This is a genomic window from Exiguobacterium sp. MMG028 (assembly GCF_027947425.1).
Classification (GTDB): Bacteria; Bacillota; Bacilli; order Exiguobacteriales; family Exiguobacteriaceae; genus Exiguobacterium; species Exiguobacterium aestuarii_A.
Map to the genome: position 1 here is coordinate 164020 of NZ_JAQJIN010000002.1, position 20000 is coordinate 184019.

Genomic DNA, 20000 nt, shown 5'->3' on the forward strand with positions numbered 1-20000 from the left:
ACGCTTACACAAAAATTGTAAACGGTTTCCTTTATCGAAGCAACGTTATTTTAGAAAAGTGGAAATCAATTGATGTTTTTTCTCGAAAAGTGATTGCTTTCCATGAATGCAGACTGTATATAGAATTTAAGGAGGAAAAAATTAATTGCTGTCACTTACAAACTTAATCAATAATTTGATTGCCAACGCGAGCCTCTTACTCGTGGGCCTGTACCTAATTTCACGTTTTACAAAGCTTGGATTCACGAATAAATTGCCGATTCGTCGGCAGATTACCATCTCCATCCTATTGGCCGGGCTCTCCATGCTGATCACGCTTCATGGTGTGCTATGGAACGCCCAAGCGGACTTTCAATACGGATTCATCCCGCTCATCATCTCTGCCTTATATTTTGGAATTCCTGGTTTACGCATCACGTATGTGACGAGTATCATTCTCCTTCCGTTCATCGTACCTGGAGAAACGCTTCTGATTGTAACGCTTCTCGATTATTCTGTCGCGGCGGTTACTGCTTTCCTTTTTTTACGAAGACGTGAACGGATCAAACCGACTCAAGATATTCGAACTGTCAATGTGATTAGTCTTATCTGTATCGCACTCTTCTCTGGACTTAACATGACCAATTACGAAGAACCAAGCACATATGCGATCACACTCGTCTGGTTTTTATTGATTGGATACGCAACTGGCTTGTTCTTGCACATCGTATATGGCGGAATCCGTAAAATCGAACGGTCTCGACGTTTAATCACGAAGTATAAAGAAGCTGCATATACCGATACGCTGACTGGTCTAGGGAATCGAAGACAATTTGACGAAGAAATGAAACGAGTTGATGAAGAAGTGTTTGCATCACCGCATGAGATTGCATTGTTGTTAATCGACATCGATCACTTTAAATCGGTCAATGATACGTACGGACACGATGCAGGTGACGCGATTTTAGTCGAACTCGGTCGACGTCTCTCTGGAATCGCACGAGCAGATGACATGGTATGTCGAAACGGCGGAGAAGAATTCTCTGTTTTACTTGCCGATTGCAACCTTTCACAAGCTGTGTTAATTGCAAACCGCTACTTGCAAGAAGTCTCAAAACAACCTTTTCAATTACCCGATGAAGCGATGTTAGATGTCACCGTTTCAATCGGAGTATCGAGCACTTCTGAACGCAAAGTCGTCACGTCCGCTCAACTGATTAAAAAGGCAGACATCGGTCTTTATGTCGCCAAACGGAATGGGCGAAATCGGATCGGAAAATGGAATCAACGGAAAGCCAACTAACCTCTCACACGTGCGTGAGAGGTTCCTTTTATAGCTTATTCCATTCCTCGAGTGATTCTAAATACCACCGATAGCTCATCTTGAATTCTTCATCCGTCAGATCGGCTGGTAAAAGCGAACGTGGCACGAGACCCGTAAACTTGGCACCTCCGACATGTGCGAAAATATAGGATCCGACTTGCTCCGACATGTATCTCGTCAAAAAGCCGGTCACATACTTTCCATCCTTGCTCTCGAAGACGATATCGAGTCGGCGTCCTTCCTGTTCATCGATGATCAACTGATTGTAAAGTCGATGTGCATCGTCTTTGTGCTTGTATTTCATCCCACGTCTCGCATTGTCATCAATCTCCCACTGATGGTCTGCTCTCTCTTTCGCCGTGAAAATTTTCTCGAGTATGCTGGGGTCATCGATCGTTAAGCAACAAAAGATATGTTCATACGACAGTTGATCGTCGTTCACTAAGTCCATGATGTCCGTCTTCGGGATGATTCTCGCCTTATAGCGCACCATCACACGCCGGACGACTTCTTCCTTATCAAAAATGAGCCACTGCTTCCTACGTTCAAACTTTTCATGTAATATTCTATAATCCATACGACTCACCTCACGTTTCAGCATATCAAAAAACGACGCCCGCAATGGACGTCGTCTTATTTAGTTCCCGTATTTTTTGAACAACTGATAGTTCTTGTTCCCGCCTGACAAGTTGTACACGTCGGTGAATCCGAGGTTACGGAGCACGTTTTGTGCCGCATTTCCTGTCACTCCACCGTTACAATAGACGACTGTCGGCTTGTTTTTGTCCATCTCTTTCGCCGCTTCCCGCAAATTGCCGAGTGGGACGTTGACCGCACAATCGACACACGCTTTCTCGAACTGTGCTGCTTTCCGCGTATCGATGATTTGCATGTCTTCCCCTGCATCGATTCGTGTCTGCAGCTCGGCTGGTGTGATGAGTCGCGCCGCCTTGTCGATACTGTTCGAAAGGACCATTCCCGTATACATGACCGGATCTTTCGTCGTCGAGAATGGCGGTGCGTATGCGAGGTCGAGGTGGAACAAGTCATCCACTTTCGCCTTCAGTGTGATGGCCGTGACGAAGACGTCGATTCGTTTGTCGACTCCTTCGAACCCAACGATTTGGATGCCGAGCAATTGACGTGTCGAACGATCCGCAACCGCTTTGATCGTCATGTCTTTCCCACCCATGTAGGCAGGCTTATCCGGTTTCGTGTTATGAAGCACCTCGATGTCGTAACCGAGTTCGCGTGCTTCCTTCTCGGAAAGTCCCGTCTGCGCCACCGCAAGTCCGAACACTTTGAAGATACCCGTTCCGAGAATACCGCGATGCTCGAGATGCCCGCCCGTGATCACGTCCCCAGCGGTCCGTCCCATCTTGTTCGCTGTCGAACCGAGCGGACGCCAGATCGGCTTTCCGGTCACAATCGAGAAGCTCTCCGCGACGTCTCCGGCCGCATACACGTTCGGGATGTTCGTCTCCATACGTTCATTGACGGCAATCGCTCCCGTCTCACCTAGTTCCACTCCCATCTTCATGGCAAGTTCGACGTTCGGACGGACGCCGACCGATAGGATGACGAAGTCAGTCTCGATCGTCTTGCCGCTCTCCGTGACGACACGTTCTACATGTCCATCACCGACAAGTTCCGTCACTGTCTCCCCGAGCATGAGCTCGATTCCGTTCTTCTCGAGGTGTTCCTCGACGCGGCACGCCATGTCTTTATCAAGTGGTGGCATCACCTGCGGCACGCGCTCGATGATTGTCACGTCCACACCGCGTAGCTTCAACTGTTCGGCCATCTCCAAACCGATGAAGCCGGCACCGATGATCGTCGCATGTTTCGGGCTCGTCGAATCGACGAAAGAACGAGTCGCCTCTGCGTGTTGAATGTTTCGGATCGGGAAGACGTTATCCGATTTCACACCCGGAATCGGGGGAATGATGCTCGTCGCCCCTGTGGCGAGGACGAGGACATCATACGAGTCTGTGAACGTGTCACCTGTCTCTAAGTTTTCCACCGTTACTGTCTTCGCATCCTTATCGACCGTTGTCACGTTATGACGTGTCATGACGTCGATGTTGTAACGTTTCTTGAAGAACGCCGCGTCACGAGGTGTCAAATCGTCACGTGACTCTACCTCGCCACCGACGTAGTAAGGAATCCCACAACCTGAATACGAAATGTCGTAATCCCTGTCGTAAATCGTAATCTGGGCGTCCTCGTTATTCCGACGTGCTTTCGCTGCGACCGATGTCCCGGCAGCAACAGATCCAATGATGACTAGTTTCATATAACCCACTCCTTAATAAAGTAATAAGCTGATATAGAGGCCGAGCAACGTGATGGCCAGTGTCGGAATCGTCAAGATGATCCCGACTTTGAAATACTCACCCCATCCGATCTTAAGGCCTTTCGTACGGAGCACATGGAGCCAAAGAAGCGTCGCAAGTGATCCGATCGGGGTGATCTTCGGTCCAAGGTCGGACCCGATGACGTTCGCATAGATTAACGCTTCCCGAATCTGACCGGTCGTATGCGTCAAGTCGATGGCGAGCGCGTCAATCATGACGGTCGGCATGTTGTTCATGACCGATGACAAGATGGCAGCCAAGAAGCCCATCCCGAACGTCGCACTGAATGCATTCACTGCAAACCAATCAATGAAGTTGGCGAGTACTTGTGTCAGTCCCGCGTTTTGTAAACCGTAAACGACGATATACATCCCGAGCGAGAAAAAGACGATGGCCCACGGCGCGCCTTTCACGACTTGAGTCGTCTCTACCGCAGATGATCGATTCGCCATCACGAGGAAGGACAAGGAGATGACACCGGCAACAAGTGAGACCGGGATCCCGAGTAAGTCACTCGTGAAGTAACCGATGACTAGCAAAGCGAGTACGACCCACGATAAGCGGAACATCGTATGGTCTTTGATGACCGACGCCGGTTCAGCCAACTGAGACGCGTCATATTGTTTCGGGATGTCTTTTTTGAAATAGAGATACAAGACGAGCAGACTACCCGCGACTGCGAACACGTTGACTAATACCATCCGCGCCGCATACTCGGCAAACCCGATACCAAAGAAGTCAGCCGAAACGATATTGACCAAGTTCGAGACGATGAACGGGAGACTTGCCGTGTCGGCGATGAAGCCGGATGCCATGACATATGCCAATACGACCGCGTCCGGCAGTTTGAGTGCTCGTACCATCGCCAAGACGATTGGTGTCAAAATGAGTGCGGCCCCGTCGTTTGCGAACAATGCTGCGACGAGCGCGCCAAGTAAGGTGATATAGACGAACAGCTTCACCCCACCGCCTTTAGCGATTCCTGCCATATGTAAAGCGGCCCATTCAAAAAATCCAATCTCATCTAAAATGAGTGAGATCAAAATCACGGCGATGAACGTGAATGTCGCGTTCCAGATGATGTCCCATACCGTTCCGACGTCATCGAGGTTGACAACGCCTGAAAGGAGGGCGATGACGGCCATCCCCATCGCCGAGTAACCGATGCCGAGGCCTTTCGGTTGCTTGATGATGAGAAAGAGCGTCACGAGAAAAATTAAACTAGCAATCCACTGCACAATGAGTTCCTCCAATAATCTCTATTTATTCTTTTAGCAAGATGGTTGTAAACCGTGCAACACGAGCGTGATGCCATCTTCTGTCGATTCGACGTCGAGCGTAACATTTTCCGCCAACGCTTCAGCTTCCTTTGCAACAGCAAACGTGAGCGTGTCGAACTGCTTCACCTCGTCTGTCTCTTCTGGTGTCGCCACGGCTAGACCGAGCGTTGGTCCACAGCAACCCGCCTCTGTGATGATGCGGACAGATTTCGTTTCTTCCTCTTCTAACGCGGTTTGTAAAAAGTCGATTGCTTCGTTCGTGATGTTCATTGTATTTTCTCCTTTCCTAATTGAGATAACGCCGAGTATCCGACTGGCAGTTGTTCTTGCCATGCGAGAATCGTCGGACGCGGATAGTTGTTCACGCGCTCTAGCCAAATCGCCTCGCTCGCGACTTTCGATGTCAAGAGCTTACTCGTCACATCGAGTGGCGTAAACGATTGATTGACGACCCAAGCGAACGGTTGAATCGCTGCCCGTTGCAAGTCTACTGTGAGACGCTCCGCTTCATATACTGGCGTCGCCTCAGGCAGTGTCGTGATGATGACGTGCGTTTGTTTTGGGTCACGCAGTTTCGGTAACAACTCTTGGACCGCTTCCGGAACGACGCCGGTCGACCGTTCGAGTTCCCGATGATAGCTCTCCGTCGCATCTAATAACAGAAGCGTATGTCCCGTTGGAGCTGTATCGATGACGACAAAGCGGTCTTTCGCTTTCGCCACTTGATCGGCAAAGGCACGGAAGACAGCAATCTCTTCTGTACACGGTGAGCGCAAGTCCTCTTCGAGCATCATGCGCTGCTCTTCGTTCATGTCCCCTGCTTCCCGGAACACATCCGTCCGATACTTCTCAATCTCGGCTTTCGGGTCAATGGCATCGACGGTGAACGTATCTGAAACGTCTGCGCCAATTGTGAGTGCGACATGAGCGGCCGGGTCTGTTGTCGTCAAATGGACAGCATGCCCTCGTTCGTGAAGCGCGACAGCAAGAAGCGAGGCGAGTGTCGTCTTCCCGACGCCACCTTTCCCCATCGTCATGATCACGCTCGGACCGTCCGCCTCCATTTCGTCAACGAGTTGATCGATCGATCCGTAACGACTCGTGTCATAGCATGCATCCGAGATCACGACCGACTCCCCGCCCACAAAACGCTGGAGCGCCGAAACCCCGACGAGATTCTCGTACGCATACGGGAGCGTAAACGTCTCGAGGTCGACGATTCCATGCGGGAGATCATCGAGTGCTTGTTGTTGGCGTTCAATGAACCGTTTCGTGTAACGGTCTGTTCCTTCACTTGGCTCGACGACACCGTTGATGATGAGCTGCATTCGCTCAATGCCGATGGCGCGAAGTTCTGTCACGGCTCGCGCTGCTTCGACGAGTGTCGACTTCTCAGGACGAGCGACGAGCAATAACGTCGTCTCGTTGTCATCGATGAGCGTCTCGACGGCTCGTTTGTACTGCACTTGCTTATCCGCAAGACCAGCCAGTGGTCCGAGACAAGATGCACCTGTCGTATTCGTCTCTAAAAATTCATCCCATGCGCTCGGTAACGTCAGTAGTCGCAACGTATGCCCGGTCGGTGCCGTATCAAAGATGACATGGTCGTATCGTTCCCGTGCTGCCTTGGACGTCAACAGCTCCGTGAACTGATCGAACGCCGCAATCTCAACCGTACAGGCGCCAGACAACTGTTCTTCCATCGATTGGATGGCAACGTCCGGTAAAACGCCCCGATACGGACCAACCATGCGTTCCATATACTGTTTGGCCGCCTGTTCCGGGTCAAAGTTAGCGATTTCGAGCATCGTCCCTGTGACGAGACGTGGTGTCTCATCGAGCTCCATCTCAAACACGTCTTGTAAATTACTTGCCGGATCGGTCGAGACGAGTAAGATCTGTTTTCCACGATTAGCGAGCGTCAAAGCGAGACTCGATGCCGTCGACGTCTTCCCGACGCCACCTTTTCCGGTCAAAAACACATAGCGGGTCGGTTCAATCGCATGAAAGTCAAATGGCTTCACTGTGAGCATCTCCTTATTTTTTGAGTGAGATTCGAACTTTTGGTTTTTCTCCATCTTGTTTGGCGAATGCGGCGATTGGTAACCCCGTCAACTCCGCCATCTCTTCATTCGACAAATAAGCGCCTCGTTTCACAATTTCTCCGTCGACGAGCGTCATCGGGAGCACGTCGAGCCCGTTCATGATTTCGGCTTGGACGATGGCATTCTCGACGAATCGGTTCGGTTCCGATGCGAGATTATAGCGCGACACATCAAAGCCGCGTTGTTGTAACACGTAATGGATAGTCGCCACCCGTGTCAGTTCCGGGTCGATGGACGGTCCACACAATCCCGTCGGACAACACATGGCTGGTTCAAACACTTCAAGTTTCATCGTTAACTCCTCCTTAAATCGCACATTCACTGTCACAGTCACAACTCACATCGACCATCTCAATCTTGTCGAGCAAATCGATGACCGTCCCATAAAACGGACTCGTCTCATTCAATCGATAGTGAATCCATTGTTTGTCTCGGCGCTCGAGCAAGAGCCCTGCCTGACGCAACATCTTCAAATGGCGACTGATTGCCGGTTGCGAAATATCGAAACAATCGACGAAACTACAGGCGCACTGTTCACCGGCTTCCATCTGTTTCAACATCGTCAAGCGGGTCGGGTCCCCGAGCACTTTGAGCACTTTACTTAATTCTTCTGCGGTGTACATCTTCATGACACTCCTTTTGTATAACAAAATTGTTATATAACGTATCCGTTATGAAGTTACCATATTTTTTACCTGTATTCAATTGTCTTTTCGAAAAAAATCCGTTATGATGAAACACGTTGTGAAAACATGTGACGTCAGAACATTTCCTTTCATATAATGCGGCGTTTGATCTTCGTGAGACTCGAAGGTCAAAGTCAAAATAAAAGAGAGGTGTGTTCTTCTTGGAAAAAATGAATACAATCAAACAAGATTGGCTCGGTAACGTCCGAGCAGACCTTCTTGCAGGAATTGTCGTCGCGCTTGCCCTCATCCCTGAGGCCATCGCGTTCTCCCTCATTGCTGGCGTCAACCCGATGGTCGGGCTTTATGCTTCGTTCATCATCGCCATGGTCATTTCAATCGCCGGCGGTCGACCTGCGATGATTTCAGCTGCGACCGGTGCGATGGCACTCGTCGTCGTCTCACTCGTTGCCGACCACGGCCTTCAGTATTTGCTGGCTGCCGGTATTTTAACGGGGATCATTCAAATCGTCCTCGGTTATCTCGGCATCGCCCGTTTAATGAAGTTCATCCCACGTGCCGTCATGGTCGGATTCGTTAACGCGCTTGCGATTTTGATTTTCCAGGCACAGTTATCAAACTTTGAAGGCGAGAGCTGGATCATTTGGGCAATCGTTGCGGCGTCACTCGCCATCATCTTTTTGTTCCCGCGAGTCACGAAAATGATCCCTGCCCCGCTCGTCGCCATCGTCGTCATGACGATTTTAGCCATCACACTCGGTCTCGATACGAAAAATATCGGAGACATGGGAACAATCTCAGCAACACTCCCGGAATTTTTATTCCCGAACGTCCCGTTGACGTTTGAGACGTTGTTGATCATTCTTCCTTACTCGATTTCCCTCGCATTCGTCGGATTGATTGAGTCGCTCTTGACGGCACAAATCGTTGATGACATGACAGGCACGGACTCAAACAAGAACCGTGAATCTCGCGGCCAAGGGATTTCAAACATCATCGCCGGGTTCTTCGGTGGGATGCCAGGATGTGCGATGATCGGGCAATCGGTCATCAACGTCTCCTCTGGTGCACGTGGACGTCTTTCGACATTCACGGCCGGACTCGCGTTATTCATCATGATTATGACCATGAGCGACATCTTGATGCTCATCCCTGTCGGCGCGCTCGTTGGTGTCATGTTCTTCGTGTCGTATGCGACATTTGACTGGGGCTCGCTCAAAGCAATGCGGACCGCTCAAAAGTCAGACACAGTCGTCATGCTCGTCACCGTACTCGTCACGGTCATTACCCACGACTTATCACTCGGTGTGTTTGCTGGTATTTTGACAGCAGCGATTCTCTTCGCCGCGAAAATCTCAAAAGTCGAGCTCGACCGCAATATCGAGGCCGACCAGGCTCGATATATCGTGAACGGACAATTGTTCTTCGCCTCGACGTCTGAATTCGTCAACCAGTTTGATGTGACAGAAGACGTGGATGCAGGTGTCAAACAGGTCACCATCGATTTTGCGAATACGCATCTTTGGGATGACTCGGCCATCAGCGCCATCGATAAGGTCGTCTTCAAATACCGTGAAGTCGGAATTGAACCTGAACTTCTCAATTTGAATAAAGACTCTGAAAAACTGCTCAACACGCTCGCGCTTCACTTGAAGCAACAAGACGCGAACGCAGGACATTGATTCGGCATTCCCCCGCTTCACCAAATCACCTATACTAAATGTAGAACGTGCGAAAGAGGAGGAGTTTTCATGGGAAAGGTATTTTTAGCGGCAGATGGTTCTGCCCACTCGAAACGTGCGCTTGAAAAGGCGATTCAACTCGCAAAGGCGTCCAATGCGTCGATTGACATCGTCCATGTCATCAGTGCGAAAGAATCAAAAGAGGCCGCCCTCAACTCGACGGGTAAAATCGACTTGGAAACAAAACGGAAGCAGATGCTCAAACCGTTATTCGATTTGACGGAAGCAGAAGGCATCCCTTACGAGTACATCGAACTTCGTGGTGAACCGGACGTTGAGCTCGTCAAATATGCGAACCACGAGCCGTACGAATATGTCGTCGTCGGATCGCGTGGATTGAACACGTTCCAAGAGTTCGTGCTCGGTAGCGTCAGTCATAAACTCGCCAAACGTGCACTCGCTCCTGTCATCATCGTCAAATGATTCGTCTTCCCCGTCTCTTCGTGAGATGGGGATTTTTTGTGTCTCATACAGGGGACGCACTGTTCGTGTAGAATGTGTAAGGACAGTCCAATTACTGAAGGAGGTTCTCGCTATGGACATCGCAAACGACCCGAATACACTTTTTCTCATCCTGTTACCTGTACTCATCCTGCAACTGATCTTACTCGTCGTCGCGTTGATCGACTTGTTCAAACGGGACATGACGAACGGCCCGAAATGGGTATGGCTCCTCGTCATCGTTTTCATCAACATTCTCGGCCCAATCATCTACTTCTTATGGGGACGGACGCCGCGATGAACGTCACACAGTTAACCAAACGATTCGGCTCCTTCACGGCACTCGATGATGTCAGCTTTGAACTGCGCCCAGGATGTACCTCGTTACTCGGGGAAAACGGTGCCGGTAAGACAACTTTGTTGAACTTGCTCGCCCGAGTCACAGACCCGACGAGTGGAGACATGAGCGGACATGACCAGATTCGGGTTGGCTATTTGCCACAACGCCCCGCTCTCTATCCATCCCTCACGCCAGTCGAGACAATTCGCTACGCTGCTGAATTGACGGGAACGAAACACGTTGATCCTATCCAACTATTAAAACGCGTCGGTCTTGAGCCGGTCGACCGTCCAGCCTCGAACTTATCGGGTGGGATGCGTCAGCGTCTAGGCATCGCCCAGGCACTCGTCCATGACCCTGAATTACTGTTACTCGACGAGCCGGTCTCAGCTTTAGATCCACGCGGTCGACGGGAAGTGCTCGACTTGTTGAGCGACTTGAAACGAGAGCGAATGATTCTCTATTCGACACACGTCCTCCCGGATGCTGAAGAAGCGAGCGACTGGGTGCTCTTGCTTCGACAAGGTAAACTACTGATGGAAGGCACGGTGACGGACTTGCTCGGATCAAAATCAACGATCGAGTTGCGTCTCTTCGACGACCCGACGAGCGGGACAGATTGGGAAGCGTTGAACGGTGTGCGTCGTGTGACGAAAAATGGCTCGACGTGGACGTTCGAGTCGACGGACCGGGATATCGCTGAACGTGCAATCTTGAACCGGATCCTTGAACTGAACGTCACCGTCCAATCGTTACACGTCGGGCATCCGTCACTCGAGTCCTTGTTCTTGGAGGTGAACGCCTGATGCGCACGGCAATTTTCAAACAAGAATGGCGGGAGTCGTGGGCGAACAAGCGACTAATCTGGATTCCGATCGCTCTCATGCTCCTCGCCTCCATGCAGCCGCTCACGCTTTATTTCTTACCAGATATTCTCGCTTCCGGCGGGAACTTACCGGACGGTGCCGTCATCGAGATCCCGACACCGACACCGGAAGAAGTATTGATTTCTGTCAGCGAACAGCTTCGCCAAATCGGGCTCCTCGTCGTCCTCTTGTCGGCGATGCATACGTTCAGCCATGAACGGACGAACGGGACCCTGGCCTGGCTCAAGTCGTTACAAATCCCGACGTCACGCATCGTCGTCAGCAAATGGGGACATTACGCCCTACTGACCGTCGGTGGCATCTTGCTCGCACAAGCGGCAGCCGCCTATTATACGGTCATTTTATTCGACGCATTCGATTGGCTCGACTTTCTCATATCGACCACACTCCTCATCTGTCATTTTGTTGTTCAGTTATCGATTTTCTTCCTCATCGCCGCGATGTTGGAAAGTGGTGTCGTCGCGGTCGTGTTGACGCTCGGTCTCCATTTCGTCATGTCGCTCCTCATCGGTTGGGTCGACCTCGAATGGATGCCTTGGATGCTCGGTCCGTTATCGAGTGAAGTGCTCCTGACAGAAGTAGATCTCATGTGGCCGCTCATGACCGGAATGCTCGTCGTCATCCTCTCGCTTTATGTGGCGTCGAAACGTCTTCGGTTCATGAGTAAAATACTTTAATTGATTTTCTAATATATTAATAAAGGAGTTTTTTTGGTGAATAATAGAATTAGTTTTTACAAGTACTATTTCAAATTAAATAAAGAAGAATCCATTACATTACTGATTGATTTTGCTCTTTTTTTACTTTCTCTAAAGGTTTTTCTCAAATTCTTAAACGATACAACGAACGTCCTATCATTAAATTGGGCAGTAGTGAGTGTTCTCATTGGCACTTTATGCAAATTTATATACGATACTTACTTAATAATCGATAAAATTTCAAAATATAACAAAATATCATATGGGGACATCAGCGAATTAAAAATAGATATGACAGAGTTACAAGTTAGTGTTTTAGAGAAGCAAAACGGCTTTGAAATGTACACTATCGACAATACCCCTACTAAAAAAGATTACGTTACAAGATCGCATAATCTGAACCGATTATTACAATCTAAAGAAATAACTGGTGTTCGAAATAAAATAATGGAGACCAACCTAAAAAAGTACTTGAATACAGAGAAACATCATTTAATTCCATTTTTGCAAAAACAATATCGAGAAGCTCAATTTCAAGGAAAAAAATTTTTTAACGAATCAAAACTCTGCTTATCAAATGACTTTTCAGTAAAGAAAACGAATGAACTCACGAGTAAACAAACCAATAAACTACATGTAGCTGTTCACAAGGGTTACTATTATGATACTTTTTTAACGAATATAATATCTGGAAGAAAATTCATGTCAAATGATAACGACTCAACTATTTTTAATCTCGTTGATCAGTTTCCTATAGAAGTTGCTCAGAACCAAACTTTTTTAAAACCGATTTCTTTGTCGATGATGAATAACGAAATTGGTGTTTCTACAATTGGAATCACGAAAGACATGTTCTTAGTTCTTTGGAAACAAAATAGAAAAGCTCAATCAAGTCAAGGGATGGTTGTTCCTACGGGGAGCGGATCATGTGATTGGAGTGATTTGATAAAATGTGATTTGAATACATATGATTTTAAAAAGACAATTGAATCGGCTATGCAACGTGAACTTTGGGAAGAAAGTGCTAAAACATCAATTAGACTTGCTGCACATGAAATAGGAGATACTAAAATGTTAGGTTTCTTTAGATGGGCTACAAAAGGCGGTAAACCAGAGTTTGTAGGCGTTACTAAGTTAAATCTAGATTATATTGAGCTTTCATCAAATAATCATGAAGTCTATAATCATAGTGTGTTTGAGGTTCAAGATTTAGATACTTTAGACAGAGTTATAAAAGAACTTCTTCGAGAGTCAGATAACATTTCAACACCACTTCACCAAAATCTATTGACACTTTCCGAAGTAATTAACTCTGAAGATTCTGTTTTTAAAGAAGAATTGATTACTTTTCTCGGGTATTGATTATAAAAACTTTTATGTTTAACTTAATTTGTCCGATTTTGATTTTACACTGTATCACGAAGTGTTCGAAGATCGTATAGTTTTTATGATATAAAAATCGTTCCGTTCATCGATAGATAACGACCAGAAACCATGTTTCCATAGTGATACCACTAAAGAGAAATTTAAGAAATATAAAAACTGTAGGATTTCTCCTTAGAAGTATTTAAAAAGATGAGTTTGCAAAAAATGCGAGCTCATCTTTTTGATGTCATCACAAACAATCTCGATCACTTTTGACTAACAAAGTATCTCAGTAATGAATAGATAGGTGTCATACCTCATGCTCTTTCACAAGCACACGAAAACGCGGTCGGACGGTCAATTCGATTGACGTCACGGTCCGCTTTCGGTCTTCCGCGAGGACGATCAACAGCTCCGCATGGTCACGTCGGTCTTCTAAAATTTCGACCTTGCTGACGGTCCGAAGCAATTGGTAGTAAAGAAGTTCCCCGTTTCGGTCTTTCACATTGATTTCAAACTCGTGATAACTCGGGGAAATTTTAAAGTAGAATGTTTCCTCTTTATTGGTGAATCGAAAAATCGACTCGTCATAGTAAAATGGTAACGTCGAATCCATCCGTTTCGGTTCGACTGTACAAAATGCAGACAGTACGATTTCGTCCGGGAATAACGCCCCCTCATGTTTATTGAATTGCCACCCTTTCATCCCAATCCCTCATTTCAACACAATAATTATCTGAATAATTAGATTATTGCACATTTTAGTCGATTCTGACAGGTATATTCGTGACAATCCACGAACACCTTTGTGTAGAATGATGAGTCTTTCACATGAGAAAGGAGTACATCTATGTCGATCATCTCGCTCGATCATGTCACGAAACGGTTTGGAGATACCGTCGCCTTGAACGACCTTAGTCTGAACGTCGAAGAAGGCGAGCTGTTCGGTCTTCTCGGTCCGAACGGTGCCGGTAAGACGACCGCCATTTCTGTCATGTTGAATCTATACGAGGCGGATTCCGGATCCATTCACATCTTCGGACAATCGATGCCAAAAGACGAACTGTCCATCAAGCGCCGTGTCGGGATCGTCCCGCAGCACGTCTCCGTCTATGACCAACTGACCGTGTATGAAAACATTCAATTCTTCGCTGAATTATACGGATTCAGTCCAAAGGAAGCGCGACAAAAGACCGAGGCCGCGATTGCGTTCGTCGAACTCGATGCCCATCAAAAGAAACGCCCACCAGAACTGTCCGGCGGTCTTCTCCGCCGCCTCAACATCGCATGCGGAATCGTCCATGAACCAGAACTCATCTTTATGGATGAGCCGACCGTCGCCATCGACCCGCAATCACGGAACACGATCTTAGAGAATATCCGTGAACTGAACCGTCGCGGGGCCACCATCATCTATACGTCACACTACATGGAAGAGGTCGAGCTGCTCTGCGACCGTATCGCCATCGTCGACGAAGGAAAAATCATCGCTGAAGGGACACAAGATGAGCTGAAAGACCGCGTCATGACGCTCGAGACAGCCCGCATCAAAGTTGATGCGCTTACCCCGCACCTGCTCGAACGGCTCGATGCACTCGACCACGTCCAAAAAGTGCAATATGAGGAACCGTATATCGAAGTGTCGCTCGATAAAGATACGCCGCTCGCTCCGCTCCTGGATACGCTTCATCAGGAACATGTTCACTTCACGTCCATCACGGTCGACCGTCCTTCCCTCAATACCGTCTTTTTGGCATTGACCGGGAAGACGCTCCGGGAATAGGAGGCCCTTTCATGTGGACATTTATCAAATATGATGTGAAACAGCGGCTCCGGGATCGTGCGACACTTTTTTGGATGCTCCTCTTCCCGCTCATCCTTATCTTCGGACTCGGGACGATGCTATCTGCCGTCTTCAGTGACACGTTCAAACTCCCTGTCACGAACGTCGCGTACGTCGAAGCATCGACCGATCAGTATCGTGAACCGCTTGAGAACTTTTTGAACGACGAAGACATTCAGGCGTTCATCCGCCTTGTCCCTTATGAAGACATCGCGTCAGCCGAACAAGGGGTGAACGATGGGGATGCAGACGTCATCTTACGGCTCGACGGCAGTGACCTCACGCTGTTATACGAAGAACCGACGACCGTCGAGTTTGACGTCCTTGAAGCCATTCTCGGTCAGTATACGGCAATCGCCAACCAACAGATTACGCTCGCGGAGTCCGGTCTTTCGGCCCCGTATGAGAATGAGGCGTGGCTTGATACAGAGAGCGTCGATTTAGCGGGGCGGACTCCGACATCGCTTGAATACTTCACTGTCACCATCTCCATCATGACCGCTCTGTTCGGGTCGTTCTATATCACGGCGATGGCACGAGAAGAACAGCCGAACACGGGTAGCTATCTACGGATTCAAGCCGCTCCTGTCCGAACGGTCCAATATCGGCTCGCACGGACGTTCAGCCGCTACGTCATTATTTTGCTTCAGCTCATCTTGTTGTTCTGGTTCAGTCATTTCGTCTATCGGACGTTTGATTTGGCAAATATCCAGTTCGGTTATTTGATTCTTGCCTGGCTCGCCTTGACCGCGTATGGGGTCGCTGTCGGATTTGTCATCGTCAACCTGCCGAAGTTGAGTACGACGACAAAAGATGCGGTCGTCAACGGATTTGTTGCCATCATCATGATCTTATCAGGGGGCTACGTCCCCGGATTCGATCAAGTGACGCTGAACTATGCGCCATGGGCCGCGTATGTGTTCATGCCGATTTTCATGCGAGACGGGATGCTCGCCGTCATGCTTCGTGAAGGCGACATGAGCATTTATTGGGAAAGCCTCGGTTTACTCGGGATTCATTTACTTATCTTCATCGCACTCAGCTATCTTCTATCGAAAGGGGTGAGACGTCATGGTACTCATTAGGCACGTCGCCAAACGGATGCTCCGAAAGAAAGGGCTCTGGGTGTTCACGTTTGTTTCGATGTTCGGGTTTGCGCTCATCCTCTCCTTTGTCGGAGGGACGTCGAGTCTCAATGCGTCGATTGGCATTGTCGATGAGGATGAGGGCATTCTCGCCGAGCGCCTCATTGAAGAAGCCGAGCGCTTCGGTCGCGTCACCCTGCTCGAGACGAGTGGCGAAGACGTCTTGTTAGAAGGAGAAGACATTGTGCTTCTCATTCCTGAAGAGTTTACAGAACAATCGTTCAACGGCGATATGCCTCGCCTCTCGTTCTCCGCAATCGCCGGCAGTGACGCTTCTTTAGTCGAACAGGCATTGAACGGCCACTTGTCACGTGAACGCCAGCTTCTTGAGGCGAGTGAATATGACGAAGCCACATTCACCCAACTCGCGACCGAGGAGACAGATAACGGATACACGCTCTCTAGTGAACCGTTCCAAGAGAGCGTCGCGACGACCGCACGCACACAAGCGTTTTTCGGTCTCTTGTCGTTCATCATGATGTCGACGTTCCTCCAGTTCATCCCGATGTTTGTCGCGGATGACCGGGACGAGAAGATTTATGCCCGCCTGTTCGCCTCACCGGTGTCACCACGGCGGTATTTCGCATCACTTCTTCTCGCCTTCTATCTCGTCGGCTTCGTCTATGTCATGCTGTTGATTGGCGTGAGTCTCGCGCTTTACGGTCAAGACGTGTGGACCCATCTCCCGACCGTCTTCGCATTGTTCTCGGCCTATCTGCTCGTCTGTCTGGCATTCGGTGGCCTCATCGCGGTATTTGCGACGAATCGAGAGAAAGCGAACATTTTTCAAATTTCGGTCACGATGGCATCGGCCATCACCGGAGGCGCATTCATCAGTCTGCTTTGGTTACCAGATTCATTGAAGATTGTCGGACGTTTCCTGCCGACCTATTGGCTAAATAACGGGGTCATCACGATGTACGAAGGACAGTTTCCGTTCCTCTCCATTCTCGTCATGATCGGTATGACCGCCGTCGTCTTCTTGTTGACGGTTCTCGTCTTGAAGAAGCGTCCACTCACCGTTTGAAAAAGCGAGTCCTCCCAAAATAAGAGAGGACTCGCTTGTTTATTGTTGTAGGGTTGGGACGACTTTTTCAAAGAAGACATCGACGAGCGTCGGGTCGAACTGCTTGCCCGCCTCTTGTTGAATGATGGCAAGCGCCTCATCAATCGTCTTCGCCTGCCGATAAGGACGACCCGTCACCATCACATCAAACGTATCGGCGATTGAGATGATGCGGGAAGCGAGCGGAATCTCATATTCACTGATCCCTTTCGGATATCCTTTCCCATCCCATCGCTCATGGTGCGCCAAAACAATTTCAGATAATGAGACATACTCAGGTACCGTGCTTAAAATATTATAACTAATCTCAGGATGCCGTTTGATTTCATACCATTCGGATTCAGTTAAGGTACCTGGTTTATCTAAAATATCATTGCTGATTGCCACTTTTCCAATATCATGAAGGATGGCGGCTGTACGGATTTCATTCACTTCAGCACTTGTGAAGCCCATTGCTTTCGCAAGCTGTTCTGCCAAATTGGCGACACGTTGAGAATGCGCTTCTTCGCGTGGGATTTTCTCGTAAAGCGTACGCATGATGATTTGGATGGAATGGTGACGTCGACTCTGCTTTTCAGATACTTTATGGTGATACATCTGATCTTCCGCTAAATTGAACACTTCGGTCAATTCGATATTCGAATCGTGTTTGACCGCTTCACCGAACGACGCAGAAATGGGTAACCCTTCAACCGTCTGCTCGTGGAAGAGACGGCCAAGACGGTCTGATAGTTGTTTCGCCTCATCGAGTGTCGTGTTCGGGGAGATGATGACGAACTCATCACCTCCGACTCGTGCGACTTCATCTTTGGAACGCAATTCATTTCTTAAAATATTCGCCGCTTCAACAAGCAACTGATCGCCAACCAAATGTCCGAACGCATCATTCGTTAATTTCAGTCCGTTAATATCAATGACAATCAGTGACAATGGATAAAACGAATCGTCGTCATAACGTTCCAGCGCTTCTTCAAAGTAACGTCGGTTTTTGATACCTGTCAACTGATCGTGATAACTGAGATACTCGATCTCTTTCTCGTATGTCTTCTTCTCCGTAACATCTCCGATATAGCCGTGCCACAATACATGACCTTCCGCTATCTTCTCTGGTCGGGACGACCCTAAAATCCAAATCGTTCGGCCATCTTCGGTCAATACGCGAAATTCGGCATCCCAAATCGTCAAGTTCCGATACGATTCATCAATCGACTGCATGACGTGAGGATAGTCATCGGGATGCATCCGACGGAAGACGAGACCTGCGTCTGCTTGTACTTCTTCCGCAGAGATTCCGATCATGTCCTCAAAACCTCGACTGAAGAATGGGAAATTGAAGCTACCATCCGGCAACAACTCGAACTGATAGATGGCACCTGGGATCTGGTCGGACAACTTCGTCAACAAACGGTCCCGTTCGGCCAATTTTTCTTCCAACTGAACGCGATCCGTCACATCTTTCGCGACAGCGTAAATATAGTTCCCTTGAAGTTTACAATGCCACTCGATTGAACGATATGTGTCATCAATCGTCCGGAAGCGATTGACGAAACGGAACAACTCGCCCCGTTCCTCGAGTTCTGCAAAAGCAGCTTCTGTGATGACATCATCGTCTGGATGAATCAAACGGAGGAAATCCATATTTTCAAGTTGTTCTAATGAATATCCAAGCACCCGCTCCCACGTTTCATTTAAATGTAAGACTTGACGCGTATTGAGCGCCATGATGCATTCCAAGTCAAGTGTCGCAAAACCATCAAACATAGATTTTTTCGTTTCCCCGACTTGGTGATCCGCTTTGACTAACTGCTCGAGCACATGGACAAGATACAACTCGACAAGACCAAGTCGATTCGCCACTTTCCCTTCTTGCATCACAATCGTCAAATCTCCATATAGTATCCCATCCTTCTCAATTTTGAAGAGGACGACCTCTCCAAGCGAGAAGATGCGTAGCAAGTTTTTGACAAGTCGTTTGGGTAAGACTCCATCAATCAATGGATCAATTCCATCGAAGACGAGCGGATTCGGTCGATTGAACAGTTCCCGGCGCTGGGCGGTCATCGGCCACTTCTTCCCGACCGGATGAAACCCTAACACATCGAGACTTCGTTCTAACATCTCATCGATGCCGGATAAGGCGACCGTCGTATACGTCTCTCCGTCGCTTTCCATCAAATTGAGTGCGACCGCTTTCGCCCCAGTGAAATCGCGAATCTGGTCAAGGAACTGTTGGTTCATCAACAAATCACTACCGGTGGAAACGAAACGATGCGACACGTTCACAAGTTGCTTCAAGGCATTGTTTTCTTGTACATGTCGCGTGATGTCATGGAACATGACAGAGACAAAGCCTTTTCGTTCACTAAAGACGGACATCTCGTACCACGATTTATTGCGGCGAGAGAAGTGTTCAAACGTCACCGTACCGCCATCGCTGACTACCCGTGCCACTTGAATCATCCATTCCCGCTCGCTATATTCAAAATCCTTCAATGCCGCTGACACTTTCTGACCGATAAAATGTTTCCGTTTCCCTTTCATCATCTTTTCGAAGGCAGGGTTCACTTCAAAAAATTCGTAATCAATCGGCTCCGAAGCGTCGTCGTAAATCACTTTAAACTCGACGTAGCCTTGGGGCATATAACGCAACAATGTATCGTATGAAGAATGCATTGGGTTTGTCACGTCACTTCCTCCTCAGCAATTAAACTCAATACCTAGTTTACCTCATTTGTGATAGATTCCCTATTTTTTCCGAACTCATTCCCATCTTCTTATTAT

General features: G+C 48.4%; 19 protein-coding genes. 10 read left to right on the forward strand and 9 right to left on the reverse strand.

Features of this window, described 5'->3' with window-relative positions; genetic code table 11:
- The first annotated feature begins 145 nt into the window (after positions 1 to 145).
- A complete protein-coding gene (locus PJK55_RS08100; RefSeq protein ID WP_271305392.1) occupies positions 146 to 1282 on the forward strand; it encodes a GGDEF domain-containing protein in 1137 nt (378 codons plus the stop codon).
- A 28-nt stretch (positions 1283 to 1310) separates the two neighbouring features.
- Here PJK55_RS08100 and PJK55_RS08105 read toward each other — a convergent pair whose 3' ends face one another.
- The 7 genes from PJK55_RS08105 to PJK55_RS08135 are packed head-to-tail and all read right to left on the reverse strand — an operon-like array spanning position 1311 to position 7668.
- A complete protein-coding gene (locus PJK55_RS08105) occupies positions 1311 to 1880 on the reverse strand; it encodes a hypothetical protein (RefSeq protein WP_271305393.1) in 570 nt (189 codons plus the stop codon).
- 60 nt (positions 1881 to 1940) lie between these two features.
- A complete protein-coding gene (locus PJK55_RS08110) occupies positions 1941 to 3599 on the reverse strand; it encodes an FAD-dependent oxidoreductase (RefSeq protein ID WP_271305394.1) in 1659 nt (552 codons plus the stop codon).
- Between the two features lie 12 nt (positions 3600 to 3611).
- Entirely contained in the window at positions 3612 to 4898 is a 1287-nt protein-coding gene (locus tag PJK55_RS08115; RefSeq protein ID WP_271305395.1) for an arsenic transporter, read from the reverse strand.
- Between the two features lie 33 nt (positions 4899 to 4931).
- Positions 4932 to 5210, reverse strand: a complete 279-nt coding sequence (locus PJK55_RS08120; RefSeq protein WP_214693883.1) for a Fe-S cluster assembly protein HesB — start codon at positions 5208 to 5210, stop codon at positions 4932 to 4934.
- On the reverse strand, positions 5207 to 6964 hold the full coding sequence (gene arsA / locus PJK55_RS08125) for an arsenical pump-driving ATPase (RefSeq protein WP_442899498.1): 1758 nt from the start codon (positions 6962 to 6964) through the stop codon (positions 5207 to 5209). Before arsA ends, PJK55_RS08120 begins: the two co-directional genes overlap by 4 nt.
- A gap of 13 nt (positions 6965 to 6977) precedes the next feature.
- Positions 6978 to 7337: an arsenite efflux transporter metallochaperone ArsD gene (arsD, locus tag PJK55_RS08130; RefSeq protein WP_271305397.1), complete on the reverse strand. Its 360-nt coding sequence runs from the start codon at positions 7335 to 7337 to the stop codon at positions 6978 to 6980.
- Between the two features lie 13 nt (positions 7338 to 7350).
- Positions 7351 to 7668 (reverse strand): ArsR/SmtB family transcription factor, encoded by a 318-nt coding sequence (locus PJK55_RS08135; protein WP_271305398.1) that lies wholly within the window; start codon positions 7666 to 7668, stop codon positions 7351 to 7353.
- Positions 7669 to 7892: 224 nt separating this feature from the next.
- Here PJK55_RS08135 and PJK55_RS08140 point away from each other — a divergent pair, with 224 nt between their 5' ends.
- From PJK55_RS08140 to PJK55_RS08165, 6 genes are all read left to right on the forward strand, one after another.
- On the forward strand, positions 7893 to 9374 hold the full coding sequence (locus PJK55_RS08140; RefSeq protein ID WP_442899499.1) for a SulP family inorganic anion transporter: 1482 nt from the start codon (positions 7893 to 7895) through the stop codon (positions 9372 to 9374).
- Positions 9375 to 9443: 69 nt separating this feature from the next.
- Positions 9444 to 9857, forward strand: coding sequence for a universal stress protein (locus PJK55_RS08145; protein ID WP_214693889.1), 414 nt, complete (start codon positions 9444 to 9446; stop codon positions 9855 to 9857).
- Positions 9858 to 9969: 112 nt separating this feature from the next.
- Positions 9970 to 10176 (forward strand): PLD nuclease N-terminal domain-containing protein, encoded by a 207-nt coding sequence (locus PJK55_RS08150; RefSeq protein ID WP_078147432.1) that lies wholly within the window; start codon positions 9970 to 9972, stop codon positions 10174 to 10176.
- A complete protein-coding gene (locus PJK55_RS08155; RefSeq protein ID WP_271305399.1) occupies positions 10173 to 11021 on the forward strand; it encodes an ABC transporter ATP-binding protein in 849 nt (282 codons plus the stop codon). The genes PJK55_RS08150 and PJK55_RS08155 overlap by 4 nt, the downstream gene beginning before the upstream one ends.
- Positions 11021 to 11779 carry an ABC transporter permease gene (locus tag PJK55_RS08160; protein ID WP_271305400.1) on the forward strand — a complete coding sequence of 253 codons (759 nt, stop codon included), beginning with the start codon at positions 11021 to 11023 and terminating at the stop codon, positions 11777 to 11779. Before PJK55_RS08155 ends, PJK55_RS08160 begins: the two co-directional genes overlap by 1 nt.
- Before the next feature lie 36 nt (positions 11780 to 11815).
- Positions 11816 to 13162: a hypothetical protein gene (locus tag PJK55_RS08165; protein ID WP_271305401.1), complete on the forward strand. Its 1347-nt coding sequence runs from the start codon at positions 11816 to 11818 to the stop codon at positions 13160 to 13162.
- Between the two features lie 313 nt (positions 13163 to 13475).
- Here PJK55_RS08165 and PJK55_RS08170 read toward each other — a convergent pair whose 3' ends face one another.
- Complete coding sequence (locus tag PJK55_RS08170) at positions 13476 to 13871, reverse strand: hypothetical protein (RefSeq protein WP_271305402.1); 396 nt, start codon at positions 13869 to 13871, stop codon at positions 13476 to 13478.
- A gap of 144 nt (positions 13872 to 14015) precedes the next feature.
- Here PJK55_RS08170 and PJK55_RS08175 point away from each other — a divergent pair, with 144 nt between their 5' ends.
- The 3 genes from PJK55_RS08175 to PJK55_RS08185 are packed head-to-tail and all read left to right on the forward strand — an operon-like array spanning position 14016 to position 17180.
- Positions 14016 to 14948, forward strand: coding sequence for an ABC transporter ATP-binding protein (locus PJK55_RS08175; RefSeq protein ID WP_271305403.1), 933 nt, complete (start codon positions 14016 to 14018; stop codon positions 14946 to 14948).
- 11 nt (positions 14949 to 14959) lie between these two features.
- Positions 14960 to 16093, forward strand: a complete 1134-nt coding sequence (locus PJK55_RS08180) for an ABC transporter permease (protein WP_271305404.1) — start codon at positions 14960 to 14962, stop codon at positions 16091 to 16093.
- On the forward strand, positions 16080 to 17180 hold the full coding sequence (locus PJK55_RS08185) for an ABC transporter permease (protein WP_271305405.1): 1101 nt from the start codon (positions 16080 to 16082) through the stop codon (positions 17178 to 17180). The genes PJK55_RS08180 and PJK55_RS08185 overlap by 14 nt, the downstream gene beginning before the upstream one ends.
- 39 nt (positions 17181 to 17219) lie before the next feature.
- On the opposite strand, the gene PJK55_RS08190 is transcribed toward PJK55_RS08185, so the two are convergent.
- Positions 17220 to 19904, reverse strand: a complete 2685-nt coding sequence (locus tag PJK55_RS08190) for an HD domain-containing phosphohydrolase (protein ID WP_271305406.1) — start codon at positions 19902 to 19904, stop codon at positions 17220 to 17222.
- Positions 19905 to 20000: the final 96 nt, after the last annotated feature.